This is a genomic window from Halopelagius inordinatus, assembly GCF_900113245.1.
Classification (GTDB): Archaea; Halobacteriota; Halobacteria; order Halobacteriales; family Haloferacaceae; genus Halopelagius; species Halopelagius inordinatus.
Genome location: NZ_FOOQ01000002.1, coordinates 1 through 13,714, shown reverse-complemented (window position 1 = coordinate 13,714; position 13,714 = coordinate 1). Strand labels below are relative to the sequence as shown.

The following is a 13,714-nucleotide window of genomic DNA, read 5'->3' as shown; positions in this document are numbered from 1 at the left end:
ATGAGCGACGACGACTATCGCACCGAACGGGACAGCCTCGGCGAGATGGAAGTGCCAGCGGACGCGTACTGGGGTGCACAGACTCAGCGTGCGGTGGAGAACTTCCCCATCTCCGGAATCGCGTTCGGACGGCGGTTCGTCCGCGCACTCGGCGTGGTGAAAAAGTCCGCCGCGCAGGCGAACCGAGAGTTGGGACTCGTCGAGGAGGACGTCGCAGACGCCGTCGTCGAGGCGGCGGACGAAGTCATCGCCGGCGAACTCGACGACCAGTTCCCGGTCGACGTCTTCCAGACGGGGTCGGGTACCTCCTCGAACATGAACGCGAACGAGGTCATCGCCAACCGCGCCGCCGAGATTATGGGCGAGGAAGTCGGCGACCGGTCCGTTCACCCGAACGACCACGTCAACTACGGGCAGTCCTCGAACGACGTGATTCCGACGGCGATGCACGTCGCCGCCCTCGAAGCCGTCGTCAAGGACCTCGTCCCCGCGTTGGAGACGCTACGCGACTCCCTCGCGGAGAAAGAAGACGAGTTCGACGGCGTCGTCAAGACCGGTCGGACGCACCTGCAGGACGCTACGCCCGTCCGCCTCGGACAGGAGTTCGGCGGCTACCGGACGCAGGTCGAGAAAGGCATCGAACGCGCAGAGAACGTCCAACCGCACCTCGCGGAACTCGCACTCGGCGGCACCGCTGTCGGAACGGGTCTGAACACCCACCCCGAGTTCCCCGCGACGGCCGCAGAGTACATCTCCGAGGAGACGGGCATCGAGTTCCGCGAGGCCGACGACCACTTCGAGGCGCAGGCGGCCCACGACGCCGTGAGCGAGGCCCACGGTGCGCTTCGAACTATCGCGGGTTCGCTGAACAAGATAGCGAACGACCTGCGCCTCCTCGCCTCCGGGCCGCGAAACGGTCTCGGCGAAATCGAGCAACCCGAGAACCAACCGGGGTCGTCCATCATGCCCGGCAAGATAAATCCGGTCGTCGCCGAGGCGGTCAATCAGGTCCACAAACAGGTCGTCGGCAACGACGCCGCCGTCGCCGCGGGGGCCGCGGAGGGGCAGATAGACCTCAACCTCTACAAACCCGTCCTCGCGCACAACTTCCTTCAGTCGGCGGAACTGCTCTCGAACTCCGCGGAGGTGTTCGCAGAACGGTTCGTCGCGAAACTGGAAGCGAACGAAGACCACTGCGAGACGCAGGTCGAACAGAGCATGGCGCTGGCGACGGCGCTCAACCCCGCCATCGGCTACGACAAGGCGTCTAAGGTCGCGAAGAAAGCGCTCGCAGAAGACAAGACGGTCCGCGAAGTCGCCGTCGACGAGGGCTACCTCACCGAAGCGGAGGCCGACGAGGTTCTCGACCCCGAGAAGATGACCCACCGGGGCATCCTCGGCGACGACTGAATCGCACGCCCGAACGGCGACACTCCGCTCGACGCGAGGCGTCGGCCCGCGCCCCGTCCGAAAGTCGGGTAGCGACCGGATATTCCGGGGAGTGAGGCAGTCACACGGCGCGCAAGGAACCGATATTTTCAAGGTTTAGTCAGACGAATCTCATTTTATGCCGAGCCTTCAGTATCAGCGAGAGCGGGGCCGAGATATGCTCGAATGTCGAAGCTGCGGCGCCACGTTCCCCGAGGGGCGAGCGACCGACGACGGGTGGCACTTCCGGTGTCCCGAGTGCGAAGAGGGCAAGGGTATCGGACAGGGGCTACGACGGCTCTGAGACGGCGGACGGACTCGACGAGAGGGAGCCGACGACGAACGCGCTCGGCCGAACCGCTCTCGCCGACACCGCGGCGGCGACTCGCGTCGCGGACTGAATCCTTTTTTACTCCCCGCACACGCAGTTGCCACCAATGAGCGAGTACGACTACCAGGATTTGGGGCTCGTCGCGGGGTTGGAGATACACCAGCAACTCGACACGGCGACGAAACTGTTCTGTAACTGTCCGACCGAGATTCGAGAGCCGTCGGCATCGACGCGCCGGTTCACGCGGTTTCTCCACCCGACGAAGAGCGAACTGGGCGAACTCGACGACGCCGCCCTCGAAGAGAGTCGCGTCGACCGCGAGTTCGAGTATCTCGCCTACGATACGACCTGTCTGGTCGAAGCAGACGAGGAACCGCCCCACCGCCTCGACGACGAGGCGCGCGACGTCGTCCTCCAAATCGCGTCGCTTCTCGACATGGAGGCCGTAGACCAAGCGCACGTGATGCGGAAACTCGTCATCGACGGGTCGAACACCTCCGGGTTCCAGCGGTCGGCGCTCGTCGCCCAAGACGGCGAGATTTCGACGAGCGACGGGCCGGTCGGCGTCGAGGACCTGATGCTCGAAGAGGAGTCCGCCCAGCGAGTCGAAGAGACCGACGAGGGCGTCGTCTTCTCGCTCGACCGCCTCGGCATTCCGCTCGTCGAAATCGGCACCCGACCCGACATCTCCTCGCCCGAACAGGCCCGCGAGGCGGCCGAGACCATCGGGATGTTGCTTCGCTCTACCGGGACGGTAAAGCGCGGACTCGGGACCATCCGACAGGACGTGAACGTCTCCATCGCCGAGGGCGCACGCGTCGAAATCAAAGGCGTACAGGCGTTAGACCAGATAGACGAAATCGTCCGCCTCGAAGTCGGCCGCCAGGTCGAACTCCTCGATATCCGTGACGAACTCAGAGCGCGAGACGCGTCGGTGGGCGAGACGGCGGACGTGACGGACGTCTTCGAAGAGACAGAGAGCGGCGTCGTCGGCGGCGCGGTGAACTCCGGCGGGAAGGTGACGGCGGTCCCCCTGTTCGGCTTCGACGGACTCGTCGGCCGGGAGGTCCAACCCGACCGGCGTCTCGGGACGGAACTGTCCGACCACGCCAAACGTCACGGCGCGGGCGGCATCTTCCACACGGACGAACTCCCGGCGTACGGCGTCACGGCCGAGGAAGTCGCGGCACTGCGAGACGCCGTGGGCGCGGGCGACGACGACGCCGTCGCCATCGTCGCCGCGGATGCGGAGACGGCCGACCTCTCGATAGAGGCCGTCGCGGAACGCGCCGAGACCGCCCTCGACGGCGTCCCCGAGGAGACGCGCGGCGCGAACGAGGACGGCACGACGCGGTATCTCCGCCCGCTTCCCGGCGCGGCGCGGATGTACCCCGAGACGGACGTGCCGCCGGTCGAACTCGACCCCTCGGAGGTGGAGACGCCGGAACTCCTGACCGAGAAGGTCGAACGCTACCGGTCGGAGTTCGGTCTCGGACCGGGACTGGCAGAACAGGTCGCCTACGGCCGCCGGATGCCGTTGTTCGAGCGAGCGATTTCGGAGGGAATCGACGCGACGTTCGCGGCCGGGTTGCTCGAATCCACCATGACCGAACTCCGCCGCGACGACGTCCCCGTCGAGAACGTCACGGAGGACCACTTGCTCGACGTGATGCGTCTCGTCGAGGACGACGAACTCGCAAAGGAGGGCGTAAACGACGTGCTCGAAACCGTCGCGGAGGACCCGACGCTCACCGCGGACGCGGCCGTAGAGGAGGCCGGACTCTCCGGCGTCTCCGAGGACGAGGTTCGCGACGCCGTCTCCGACGTCGTCGAGCGAAACGAAGGGCAGGTGAAAGAAGAGGGGATGGGCGCGTTCTCCGCGCTCATGGGCGAAGCGATGGGTGCGCTCCGCGGCCGGGCCGACGGCGAAATCGTCAGCGACGTGCTCCGCGAGGAGATTCAAAAGCGCGCCTGAGGCGCGGCGTCGTCGGACCCGCGCCTCCCGGCGGCGTTCAGGCGCGCGTGATTTCGACGTGCCACTCGTCGGGTGCGACGTCCGTCGTCTCGTGGCGGAACCCCCGCCGTTCGAGGACGGCGTACAGCGGTTCGGGTTCGAAGCTGTTCACGAGCAGAAGCGTCTCGTCGTCGCCGAGTTCGTCGAGGGCGGCGGTGATTTCCGAGAACGGTTCGCCCGCTATCTCGCGCGCGTCGAGGGTTCGTCGGGCCGCGTCGGCGGCGTCGGTTGCATCGGACATACGTGACCGTCCGTCGAGAATGCCATTGGGTGTTCTCCCGATAGTGTTCGCCGCCTCGGGGACGAGGGACGGGCCGGGAACTTTTGTCTCCTATCGGACCCGTATCTCGGTTCGGCCGGAGTCGGCGCGCGAGCGGAGTCGTTCGACCCTGTCTTCGGTCCGGGGGTGCGTCGAGAACAGGTCCGAGAGCGCGCGTTCCTCTTCGGACTCGACTTCGCCGTACACCCAGAGCGGAGAGAGCAGGCCGAACTGCGGGTCGGCCGTGCGCTCTATCTTCCGAAGCGCGCGGGCGAGAGCCACCGGTCGGCCGGTCACTTCGGCGGCCCTGTCGTCTGCGGCGAACTCCCGGCGTCGCGAGTGCGCACGCGCGAGAAGCGTGATACCGAGCATGAGGGCGGAGACAGCCGCCTCTATGCGCGCCCGAACTCTACCGGGGAGCGTCCGCGGCCACGACGCGGGGTCGCCGCGGACCCACGCCGCCGCGAGGGCGAGGCCGGTCACGAGAAAGACGGGCGGCGCGACGAGAAGCGAGACGAACCCCACCGCGGTCTGAAGCGCCGTGAACGCGAGGGTCTGTACGAGGCTGTCTTTGCTCTCTAAGTGCGCGAGTTCGTGCGCCAACAGTCCCGCGAACTCCTCGCGGTCGAGGAGTCGAAACAGCGAGGCGTCGAGGACGACGGCGTCGCGGCCGGCGGTGTCGAGTGCCATCGCGTTCGGGACGGAGAGCCGCGTCACCAATATCCGGGGCGCGTCGAGGTCCATCTCCGCCGCGAGGCCGTCCAAGATGCCGTAGACGCCCGGATACTCCGTCCGGGGGAGTTCGCGCGCGTCGAGGCGCGACAGCAGGCGGCGCGTGCCGACGCGGAAACTCGCGTACCCGAAGAGAACCGTCGTCGCGCCGACGACGAGTCCCGCCGTCACCGGGTCGGGGCGCAACCGCCACAGCGTCACCAACAGGACGTAACTCCCGTACGACAGAAGCGAGTAGAACGCCAGAACCGAGACGCCCACCAGAAGCATCAGCGGGCGGTGTCGTCGGGGTGGACGAGAGGCCATACCGTTCGTTGGGGTGCGACGCGCAAAACGGTTACCGAGAGGCCGCGTAGTCGCTCGATTGCGCGCCCGTCGGGTGGTTCCCCGCACCCGTACGTACTTGGCGGCGGCGGACGACGTGCGTCCAATGACGACGTTCTTCGAGGATTTCTCCGTCGGCGACGAGGCGGAGTTCGGAAGTTACGACGTGACGGAGGCGGAGATACGCGAGTTCGCGGAGAGCTACGACCCCCAGTGGTTCCACACCGACCCCGAACGGGCCGAAGCCGAGTCGATGTACGGCGGCATCATCGCGAGCGGGTGGCACACCACCGCGATGACGATGCGGATGTTGGTCGACGAGTTCCTCTCGGAGACGGCGGCGCTCGGTGCGAAAGGCGTCGACGAACTCCGGTGGCGACGGCCCGTTCGACCCGGCGAGACGCTGTCGGTCCGGACCGAGATACTCGAGACGACGCCGGAGACGGAGCGTCGGGGACTCGTCCGCGTGCGGATAACGACCGCGAACGGGGACGGCGAGGAAGTCTGTTCGATGGTGGCGTTGACGATGTTCGCGCGGCGCGAGGGCGGCGAGGGCGAGAACTGAGTCCGAGGCGGCGGCGCGAGGCGTCGGGGGCGCGGCGGTCAGTCGTCGTCCGGACGCGGTTCGACCTGCGCGTCGGCGTCGGCGTCCGCCTTCGCGTCCGCGTCCGAGTCGGCATCGGCGTCGGCGTCGGCGCTGTAGGCGCGTTCGCCCAGATAGCGGTTCGCACGCCGGAAGATGCCGATGAGGGTGTGTACCTCGCGTTCGGTCGGGTGGGCGCGTCCGAGGAGGCGGCGCATCATCCGCATCGTCTTCGGGCGCTTGTGGTCGCGGTGTTCGACGGAGTCGAGGAACTGAGAGAAGAAGTCGTAGAAGCGGTCTACGTCCGCCTCGTCGGCGCGTTCGCGCTCCACGTCGGGGAGTTGCGTCTCCTCGACGGTGAGCGTTCGCAGTTCGTAGAAAAGCACCGTCGCGGCCTGACCGAGGTTCAACACGGGGTACTCGGAACTCGCCGGGATGGAACACACCTCGTCCAGTCGGGCGAGTTCCTCGTTGTTCAGGCCCTTTCCCTCCCGCCCGAAGACGAGTGCGGTCTTCGTCTCGACGGTTTCGAGGCTCTCTCGAACTTCGAGAGGCGTCTTGAACGGGAAGCGGACGTGCTTTCTGCTGTCTTCGTTCGTTATCGCGGTGGTGCCGACGGTGTGGTAGTTCTCGACTATCTCCTCGAAGGTTACCTCTTCTGCGTTCGGGAGGACGTCTTCGCGGGCGTGTCCGGCGAAGCCGTACGCCTCGCTGTCGCGGCCCATCTCCGGCGGATTCACGAGTTTGAGGTCAGTCAGACCGAAGTTCTTCATCGCGCGGGCGATAGTGCCGACGTTACCGGGCGTCTTCGGGTCGACGATGACGACGACCGGTTTCTGTGTTCGCGGAGGCATCTACTTCGTGGGGTACTCTCTGTCGAAGTCGATGTCGGAGTCGTCTATCTCCGAGGCGGCATCGTCTCCGTCCTTCGCCTCTCCGCCGGGTTCGTCGTGCGTGACGGTCCCCGCCTTGAGGTCGATGCGCTTTCGCTTCCCGCCGTAGTTCTCGTTGAGACGGGCGTTCAGTTCGTCGGGGTCCGGCGGCGACGGGAGTTCGCTCGGGTCCGTCTCGACGTGTTCGAGTCCGCCGTACCCGTCGGGGGCGCGGCCGCCCGCGGCGAACCACTCGTGGAACTCGTCGCGGAACTCCTCTCGTCCGCGGAACTCGCTGCCGCCCGCCTCGCGGTACCAGTAGAGAAAGTCCGCTTCGTGGTCGTCGCAGAGAAGCACCTCCTCCATCGGTTCGCCGTAGACGATGGCCGCCTGATTACAGCGGCGTTTCTCCGCCTCGCCGTGGACGAGATAGCAGGCGTCGCACGGTTTCCCGACGAGATAGCTGAGTCGGATGAGCCGTCGCCTCGCGTCGTCGGGCACCTCGTCGAGCGGTTTGAACTCCTCGTCGTCTGTGAACACCTCGGACTCCTCGAAGCGCCACCCGCGGAGTCCGATACTGACCTTCGCCATGAGTCGAAGGTAGCCGACGGGCGGATAAAAAGAGCGTGACTCGGCGGTCTACCCGTACCGTGCGGACTATGTGACCGCCGTCCTTCTCTCGGGACATGCAAACCGTGGACGCGGCCGGACTCGGTATCGGCGACGACCATCCGCCCCGCATCATGGGCGTCCTGAACGTCTCCGAGGAGTCGCCGTACGAGCCCAGCGTGTTCGACGACGCCGGCGACGCCGCCGAGTACGTCGATACCGAACTCGTAGACGAGGGCGCGGATATCGTCGACGTGGGACTCGAATCGGCGAACAAGCGGTTCGAGGTGCTGTCGGCCGACGAGGAACTCGACAGACTGGAGACGGCCCTCGACGCGATAGCGTCCGTCTCCGGCGACGCCGTCTTCTCCATCGAGACGCGGTATCACGAAGTCGCGGAGGCGGCCCTCTCGCGGGGGTTCGACATGGTCAACGACGTCTGCGGCTTCGCCGACCCGGAGATGCCGCGGGTCTGTGCGGAGCACGACGCCGCCGTCGCGAAGATGGCGAGTCCCCCTGACCTCGAACGGCCGGGCGCGGTCGAGGAGGTAGACGACATCTACGAGGCGTTGAAGCGGAACGGACTCACCGACAAGACCATCGTCGACCCGGCGTTCGGCGGGTGGTCGGAAGCGAAGACGCTCGAACACGACAGAGAGACGTTTCGTCGTCTCCGGGAGTTCCGCGGGTTGGGACAGCCGATTCTCGTCTCCATCAACCGGAAGAACTTCCTCCGCGAGTTCGCCGGGCGTTCGACCGAGGAGGCGTTGCCGGTGTCTCTGGCGGCCACGTCGATGGCCGTCGAACGCGGCGCGCACGTGGTTCGGACCCACGACGTCCGAGAGACGCGCGACGCGGCGCTCATCGGAGAGGCGTTCGCCCGCGACAGAGTGCACACGAGAGACGACGTTTCCGTCGAGGAACTCGACGCGACGACGCCCCGAGAGACCGAACGGCACCTCGAACGCCTCGGAATCGAGTCGGACGTGGCCGGAGACACCGTCGTCAGGGTCTTCGAAATCGACGGCCTCTCTCCGGACGACGAACGGACGCTCTCTGCGGCGGCGTCCGACGGCGGCGCGACGTTCGTCCGCGGGACGACGAGCGGAACCCTCCTGTTCGGGACGCCGACCACCCTGCAGGCGACGCGTGCGGCGGTCGAGTCCCCCTCCGACGCCGTCGGTGCCGCACTCGACGCCGTCGTCTCGGAGACGGAGTGAACGGATGAGACCGAAGAGGCCGACGTTTGCTAGTCCATATCGTGCCAGCGGCCTCTCGAAGGGCGTTTCCGGGCGTTCGCGGACTCAGTTAAGAGAAAACTTATGACGGACGACTGTAAAACGGACTACTGGACGCCGGAAGGGCATACGGGTAGGGGTACTTGGTGCCATTCCGGCCCACACCGTACTATTATCGGAGAGCGATAGCCGTGCGTTTCGAAGCGTGGGAACCGGTGTACGAGTCGATATTGTCCGACTTCGGCTACCCGCGGGCGGGCGACGAACGCGCGAGGGACGTCCTCGCCGAGTACGCGACGCCGTTCGATTTCGAGAGAGTCGACTGTACCGGAGACACAGTCGCAGTCGTCGGTGCCGCGCCGTCGCTTCCGGCGGAACTCGAACGCGTCGGCGAGGCCGACCGGGTGTTCGCCGCGTCGACGGCCGCCGACGCGGTCCGAGACGCCGGGTTCGACGTGGACCTGATGGTGACGGATTTAGACAAAAACCCCGAGACGGCGCGGGAGTTGACGCGGGAGGGAACGCCCGTCGCGGCACACGCCCACGGCGACAACGTTTCGGCGGTGCGCGAGTGGGTCCCGAGATACGACTCGGACCACGTCCTCGCGACGACCCAAGCGGCGCCCGTCGCCGCCGTCTACAACTTCGGCGGGTTCACCGACGGTGACCGCGCCGCGTTCGCGGCGGACGCGTTCGGTGCGGACCGACTCCTCTTTGCGGGGTGGGAGTTCGACGACCCGACGGTGACGGAGGCGAAGGCGCGGAAACTCCGCTGGGCGGAGCGTCTGCTCCACCTGTTGGAGCGTCTGCGCGGAGAACGGTTCGGCGTCCTCGACGGACGGCGGGCGGACGTGGACCCGGTCTCTCTCGGTTGACTCGGCGTCAGCGCTCTCCGTCCGCATCGACGGGAACGGCCGGGGGAGGGAGGCGTTCGTCGTCGAGTTCGGCCGAGAACAGGTCCGCGCCGCACGCCTCGCATCTCGCCGCGAGGACCGTCGTCGCGTCGAACTCGTTTCGCCGTCGCTTCCCGACCGAGAGTGACCCGTCGCAGACGGGACACCAATCGAGACAGAGTCTGAGCGCAGAGAGAACGCGCGTCCGCATCGCCGGAGAGAGCGACCACCACTCCGGGAACGCCGACCGGAACTCGGCGACTGCGGTCACGTCGGCGACGAACGCCGCCCGAGACGGCCAGTTGCCCGCGCGTTCCCCGCGAACGGTGGCGACGAGCGACGACGCTTCGGGCTCCCACTCCACCGTCACCTCCGCTTCGGACACCTGCATGAGAGACGCGAGGGCCGCGGCGTCTCCCTCGCGGCCGTCCATAGAGACGATTCGACGCCGCCACGCGGACTCGAAGTCGCGTTCGACGCGCGGAAGCCCGTCTTCCTCGACGAGCAGTCCGGCCTCTTCGAGACGCCGTTCTGCCGTGCGGGAGTCGTCCGTCGAGGCGGAATCGCCGTCGCTCCACCGACGGCCCGGTCGGCGGAACGCCGCGGAGAACGCCCGCAGGTCGTCGCGCGTGGATTCGGGCGCGTCGGGGGCGGTGTAGACGACCGAAAGCGTACCGACGAGCACGAACGAGAGGACGACGCCCGCAAGCGGCCACTGGGCTATCGTCCCGACGCCGACGCCCGCGACGACGGCGAACGCCGCCATCGAGAGGACGACCACGCGAGGGTCTTTTCGACGCCCCATCGCGGCCGCTCTCGACCGAAGCGACCCGAACAGAGACGCGGCGCGACGCGTCACACCGTCGATAGTTCTGTGCACTACGTCTCCACCGTAGCGTTTTCCACCGATAGGTATGCGCCGCATACTCAGTTTCACTGATACGTCTCCCGTTTTTTGGCCATTCCTACCGATTCTTAACGGCCCCCGGAACCGAGAGACTGCCGTCTAATCGTCCACTATCGGGCGGTAAAGTTCTCCCAACCTGACTGATAGCCGAGGGTACTCCCGACCGAGGGGCGTGTGGCAGAGACGTTAACGGGATCCGACTCGTGAGAGGGCGTATGCAACTCCACTGGCACCGCCGCGACGTGCGGGCGGCGGACAACCGCGGCCTCTCTGCGGCCGCGGCGGAGGGAGACGTGGTCCCCGTGTTCGTGTTCGACGACGCGGTTCTCGACCACGCCGGGGCTTCGCGCGTGCAGTTTCTCGTGGACGCACTCGACGAACTGCGGGCGTGGTATCGAGAGCGGGGGTCGGACCTCGTCGTCCGACGCGGTGACCCGCGGACGGTCCTCCCGGAACTGGCCGCGGAGCACGGTATCGACCGCGTCGTCTGGAACGAGGATTACTCCGGACTCGCGAGAGAACGCGACGCCGCGGTTCGGCGCGCCCTCGACGAGGCGGGCGTCCGGAGCGAGTCGTTTCACGACGCCATCTTCCACGAACCGGGGTCGATAACGACCAACGCGGGCGACCCCTACTCGGTGTACTCGTACTTCTGGAAGAAGTGGCGCGACAGGGAGAAACCCGCGCCGGTCGCCGCGCCCGAGTCGGACGCGTTGGCCTCGGTGTCGGGTGACCCGATTCCGACGTGTTCGGACCTCGGGTTCGAGAGACCCGACGCCGACGTGCCGGAGGCGGGGACGGACGCCGCCAGACGCCGCCTCGCGGAGTTCTGCGACGACCCGATATACCGGTACGCCGAGGGACGAGAGTATCCGGCGCGAGACGCCACCTCGGGCCTTTCTCCGGACCTGAAGTTCGGAACCATCGGGATTCGAGAGGTGTACGAGGCCACCGCGGAGGCGAGAGCGTCCGCCGCGGGCGAGAGAGACGAGTCCGTCGGGGAGTTTCAGTCGCAGTTGGCGTGGCGGGAGTTCTACTCGCACGTCCTCCGGTACAACCCGAACGTCGTCGCGGAGAACTACAAGGAGTACGAGAACGCCATCGAGTGGCGCGACGACCCGGAGGCCCTTCGCGCGTGGAAGGAGGGTCAGACGGGCTATCCCATCGTGGACGCCGGGATGCGGCAACTGAAGGCGGAAGCGTTCGTGCACAACCGCGTTCGGATGATCGTCGCCTCGTTTCTGACGAAAGACCTGCTTCTCGATTGGCGCGAGGGGTACGCGCACTTCCGCGACCGGTTGGTGGACCACGACACGGCGAACGACACCGGCGGGTGGCAGTGGGCCGCCTCCACCGGGACGGACGCCCAACCGTACTTCCGGATTTTCAACCCGATGACACAGGGCGAACGCTACGACCCGGACGCCGAGTACATCCGGCGGTACGTGCCGGAACTCCGCGACGTGCCCGCGGCGGATATCCACCGGTGGCACGAACTGTCGCCGACCCGGCGAGCGGAGTTATCCGAGGGGTACCCGGACCCGATAGTGGACCACGCGGAACGGCGCGAGGACGCGATTGCGATGTTCGAGGCGGCGCGCGGCGACTAGGCCGAACGGATTTACGCACCGGGACCGACTGGATACCGTGTACCACGTTGCCATCCTCCTCTACGACGGATTCGACGAACTGGACGCTGTCGGGCCTTACGAGGTGTTTCGGACGGCCGCCGGGTTCGGTGCGGACTGCGACGCGCGACTCGTGACGCTCGACGACCGAACGACGGTCACCGCGAATCACGGGATGGAGGTGGTCGTCGACGGCCAACTGGACCCCGAGGCGTCGGTATCGACGGACCTTATCGTCGTTCCAGGCGGCGGGTGGAGCGACGCCGCGAAGCCGGGTGCGGGGATGGAGGCGAAAAAGGGGGATATCCCGGGAGCGCTCGCGGCGTTCTCGGAGTTCGGGATGACCGTCGCCGGCGTCTGTACCGGCGGGATGCTCCTTGCCCGCGCGGGCCTCCTCGACGGCCGTCCGGCGGTCACTCACCACTCGGCGATTTCGGACCTCGAAGACGCCGGTGCCGACGTGCGAGACGCCCGGTTCGTAGACGACGGCGACGTCCTCACCGCCGGCGGCGTCACCTCCGGCATTGACCTGGCACTCCACCTCGTCGAACGCGAGTTCGGGCGAGATATCGCCGCGGACGTGGCACGCGAAATAGAGTACGACCGCCGCGAGGCGGCGTCGGCGGCGGTCGATATCGACTGAACAGACGGGAGACCGCGACTGTTTTTCGGCGGTGAAAGTGCCCCGAAAGTATAATTTGGCTAACATTTAACCGGACGCCTGCCGTGGATTCGTTCGAAGCACTATGTCCACCTACGAACTTCCGGACCTCCCGTACGACTACGACGCGCTCGAACCGGTTATCGACGAGCGAATCATGGAACTGCACCACGACAAACACCACCAGGGATACGTCGACGGTGCGAACTCCGCGCTGGAGCAACTCGAACAGATGCGCGAGAGCGGAGACATGGGGAACGTAAAGAGCGTAAAGCGGAACCTCGCGTTCAACCTCTCGGGGCACGTGAACCACACCGTCTTCTGGGAGAACATGAGTCCCGACGGCGGCGGCGAACCCGAGGGCGAACTCGCCGACGCCCTCGACGAACAGTTCGGCGGATTCGAGCAGTTCAAATCGGACTTCGCGGCGGCTTCGAAGGGCGTCGAGGGGTCCGGGTGGGGGCAGTTGGTGTACGACCACGCCGCCGACCAACTGATGGTCGTCGCCAACGAGAACCACCAGAACCAGCAGGTGTCCGGTTCGACGCCGATTCTCGTCCTCGACGTCTGGGAGCACGCGTACTACCTCCAGTACGAGAACAACCGCGGCGAGTACGTCGACAGTTTCTGGGACGTCGTCGACTGGGAGGACGTGGCGCAACGGTACGAACAGGCGCAGAGCGCCGACGTCGTCGGTCAACACACCCACTGAGACCCGACGCTCCTCGCTTTTTTCCGGTTAGAACGGCCACCCGTTCCGACGGCACTCCATCGGCCGACGCGAGGTGTACCTCTCGGCGATGACTCCGCCGACTCCTTGGTCGGTGTTACCGTATGACTTCTCAAACTTTATCCGATCTGTCAACGTACAGTATCACGAGGTATTATCATGAGCTACGAACTCGACCCGCTCCCGTACGACTACGACGCACTCGAACCGCACGTCTCCGAACAGGTTCTGACGTGGCACCACGACACTCACCATCAGGGCTACGTCAACGGCTGGAACTCCGCCGAGGAAACCCTCGAATCCAACCGCGAGGACGGCGACTTCTCCTCGTCGCCCGGCGCCATCCGAAACGTCACCCACAACGGGTCCGGACACATCCTCCACGACCTGTTTTGGAACTCGATGTCGCCGGAAGGCGGCGACGAACCCGAGGGCGCACTCGCGGACCGAATCGAAGAGGACTTCGGCTCTTACGAGGCGTGGAAGGGCGAGTTCGAGGCCGCCG

General features: G+C 66.4%; 14 protein-coding genes and 1 pseudogene. 10 read left to right on the top strand and 5 right to left on the bottom strand.

The features are described 5' to 3' along the window. The 3 genes from BM167_RS07705 to gatE all read left to right on the top strand — a co-directional run bounded on the left by BM167_RS07705 (position 1) and on the right by gatE (position 3,734). Positions 1 to 1,410, top strand: coding sequence for a class II fumarate hydratase (locus BM167_RS07705; RefSeq protein ID WP_092891205.1), 1,410 nt, complete (start codon positions 1 to 3; stop codon positions 1,408 to 1,410). A 157-nt stretch (positions 1,411 to 1,567) separates the two neighbouring features. Beyond that, positions 1,568 to 1,732 carry an HVO_2901 family zinc finger protein gene (locus tag BM167_RS18405; RefSeq protein WP_177213314.1) on the top strand — a complete coding sequence of 55 codons (165 nt, stop codon included), beginning with the start codon at positions 1,568 to 1,570 and terminating at the stop codon, positions 1,730 to 1,732. A 133-nt stretch (positions 1,733 to 1,865) separates the two neighbouring features. After that, positions 1,866 to 3,734: a Glu-tRNA(Gln) amidotransferase subunit GatE gene (gene gatE, locus BM167_RS07700; protein ID WP_092891203.1), complete on the top strand. Its 1,869-nt coding sequence runs from the start codon at positions 1,866 to 1,868 to the stop codon at positions 3,732 to 3,734. A gap of 37 nt (positions 3,735 to 3,771) precedes the next feature. On the opposite strand, the gene BM167_RS07695 is transcribed toward gatE, so the two are convergent. Next, positions 3,772 to 4,014, bottom strand: coding sequence for a DUF2249 domain-containing protein (locus tag BM167_RS07695; RefSeq protein ID WP_092891201.1), 243 nt, complete (start codon positions 4,012 to 4,014; stop codon positions 3,772 to 3,774). Between the two features lie 90 nt (positions 4,015 to 4,104). Next, positions 4,105 to 5,034: a M48 family metallopeptidase gene (locus BM167_RS07690; RefSeq protein WP_092891199.1), complete on the bottom strand. Its 930-nt coding sequence runs from the start codon at positions 5,032 to 5,034 to the stop codon at positions 4,105 to 4,107. A gap of 160 nt (positions 5,035 to 5,194) precedes the next feature. Between BM167_RS07690 and BM167_RS07685 the strand changes: the two genes are divergently transcribed. Then, positions 5,195 to 5,653, top strand: coding sequence for a MaoC family dehydratase (locus tag BM167_RS07685; RefSeq protein ID WP_092891197.1), 459 nt, complete (start codon positions 5,195 to 5,197; stop codon positions 5,651 to 5,653). A 38-nt stretch (positions 5,654 to 5,691) separates the two neighbouring features. On the opposite strand, the gene BM167_RS07680 is transcribed toward BM167_RS07685, so the two are convergent. Together BM167_RS07680 and BM167_RS07675 are read right to left on the bottom strand one after the other, a co-directional pair. After that, complete coding sequence (locus BM167_RS07680) at positions 5,692 to 6,525, bottom strand: RNA methyltransferase (RefSeq protein WP_092891192.1); 834 nt, start codon at positions 6,523 to 6,525, stop codon at positions 5,692 to 5,694. Then, positions 6,526 to 7,134 carry a DUF8114 family protein gene (locus tag BM167_RS07675; RefSeq protein ID WP_092891190.1) on the bottom strand — a complete coding sequence of 203 codons (609 nt, stop codon included), beginning with the start codon at positions 7,132 to 7,134 and terminating at the stop codon, positions 6,526 to 6,528. Between the two features lie 95 nt (positions 7,135 to 7,229). Here BM167_RS07675 and folP point away from each other — a divergent pair, with 95 nt between their 5' ends. Both folP and BM167_RS07665 read left to right on the top strand, forming a co-directional pair. Further along, entirely contained in the window at positions 7,230 to 8,372 is a 1,143-nt protein-coding gene (folP, locus tag BM167_RS07670; RefSeq protein ID WP_092891188.1) for a dihydropteroate synthase, read from the top strand. A 209-nt stretch (positions 8,373 to 8,581) separates the two neighbouring features. Next, positions 8,582 to 9,265 (top strand): 6-hydroxymethylpterin diphosphokinase MptE-like protein, encoded by a 684-nt coding sequence (locus BM167_RS07665; protein WP_092891186.1) that lies wholly within the window; start codon positions 8,582 to 8,584, stop codon positions 9,263 to 9,265. A 7-nt stretch (positions 9,266 to 9,272) separates the two neighbouring features. On the opposite strand, the gene BM167_RS07660 is transcribed toward BM167_RS07665, so the two are convergent. Next, positions 9,273 to 10,163, bottom strand: coding sequence for a DUF8054 domain-containing protein (locus BM167_RS07660; RefSeq protein ID WP_245781331.1), 891 nt, complete (start codon positions 10,161 to 10,163; stop codon positions 9,273 to 9,275). Positions 10,164 to 10,405: 242 nt separating this feature from the next. Between BM167_RS07660 and BM167_RS07655 the strand changes: the two genes are divergently transcribed. The 4 genes and pseudogenes from BM167_RS07655 to sod form a co-directional block, all read left to right on the top strand. Then, a complete protein-coding gene (locus tag BM167_RS07655; RefSeq protein WP_092891184.1) occupies positions 10,406 to 11,800 on the top strand; it encodes a cryptochrome/photolyase family protein in 1,395 nt (464 codons plus the stop codon). Positions 11,801 to 11,837: 37 nt separating this feature from the next. After that, positions 11,838 to 12,461 carry a DJ-1/PfpI family protein gene (locus BM167_RS07650; protein ID WP_092891182.1) on the top strand — a complete coding sequence of 208 codons (624 nt, stop codon included), beginning with the start codon at positions 11,838 to 11,840 and terminating at the stop codon, positions 12,459 to 12,461. 103 nt (positions 12,462 to 12,564) lie between these two features. Beyond that, on the top strand, positions 12,565 to 13,191 hold the full coding sequence (locus tag BM167_RS07645; RefSeq protein ID WP_092891180.1) for a superoxide dismutase: 627 nt from the start codon (positions 12,565 to 12,567) through the stop codon (positions 13,189 to 13,191). 177 nt (positions 13,192 to 13,368) lie between these two features. Further along, positions 13,369 to 13,714, top strand: a pseudogene (sod, locus tag BM167_RS07640) (superoxide dismutase [Mn]); the annotation flags it as partial.

Coding starts and splice junctions, on each gene's coding strand:
- BM167_RS07645 (WP_092891180.1), top strand. CDS start 12,565: ATGTCCACCTACGAACTTCCGGACCTCCCGTACGACTACGACGCGCTC.
- BM167_RS07695 (WP_092891201.1), bottom strand. CDS start 4,014: ATGTCCGATGCAACCGACGCCGCCGACGCGGCCCGACGAACCCTCGAC.
- BM167_RS07655 (WP_092891184.1), top strand. CDS start 10,406: ATGCAACTCCACTGGCACCGCCGCGACGTGCGGGCGGCGGACAACCGC.
- BM167_RS07690 (WP_092891199.1), bottom strand. CDS start 5,034: ATGCTTCTGGTGGGCGTCTCGGTTCTGGCGTTCTACTCGCTTCTGTCG.
- BM167_RS07680 (WP_092891192.1), bottom strand. CDS start 6,525: ATGCCTCCGCGAACACAGAAACCGGTCGTCGTCATCGTCGACCCGAAG.
- folP (WP_092891188.1), top strand. CDS start 7,230: ATGCAAACCGTGGACGCGGCCGGACTCGGTATCGGCGACGACCATCCG.
- gatE (WP_092891203.1), top strand. CDS start 1,866: ATGAGCGAGTACGACTACCAGGATTTGGGGCTCGTCGCGGGGTTGGAG.
- BM167_RS07705 (WP_092891205.1), top strand. CDS start 1: ATGAGCGACGACGACTATCGCACCGAACGGGACAGCCTCGGCGAGATG.
- BM167_RS07675 (WP_092891190.1), bottom strand. CDS start 7,134: ATGGCGAAGGTCAGTATCGGACTCCGCGGGTGGCGCTTCGAGGAGTCC.
- BM167_RS18405 (WP_177213314.1), top strand. CDS start 1,568: ATGCCGAGCCTTCAGTATCAGCGAGAGCGGGGCCGAGATATGCTCGAA.
- BM167_RS07685 (WP_092891197.1), top strand. CDS start 5,195: ATGACGACGTTCTTCGAGGATTTCTCCGTCGGCGACGAGGCGGAGTTC.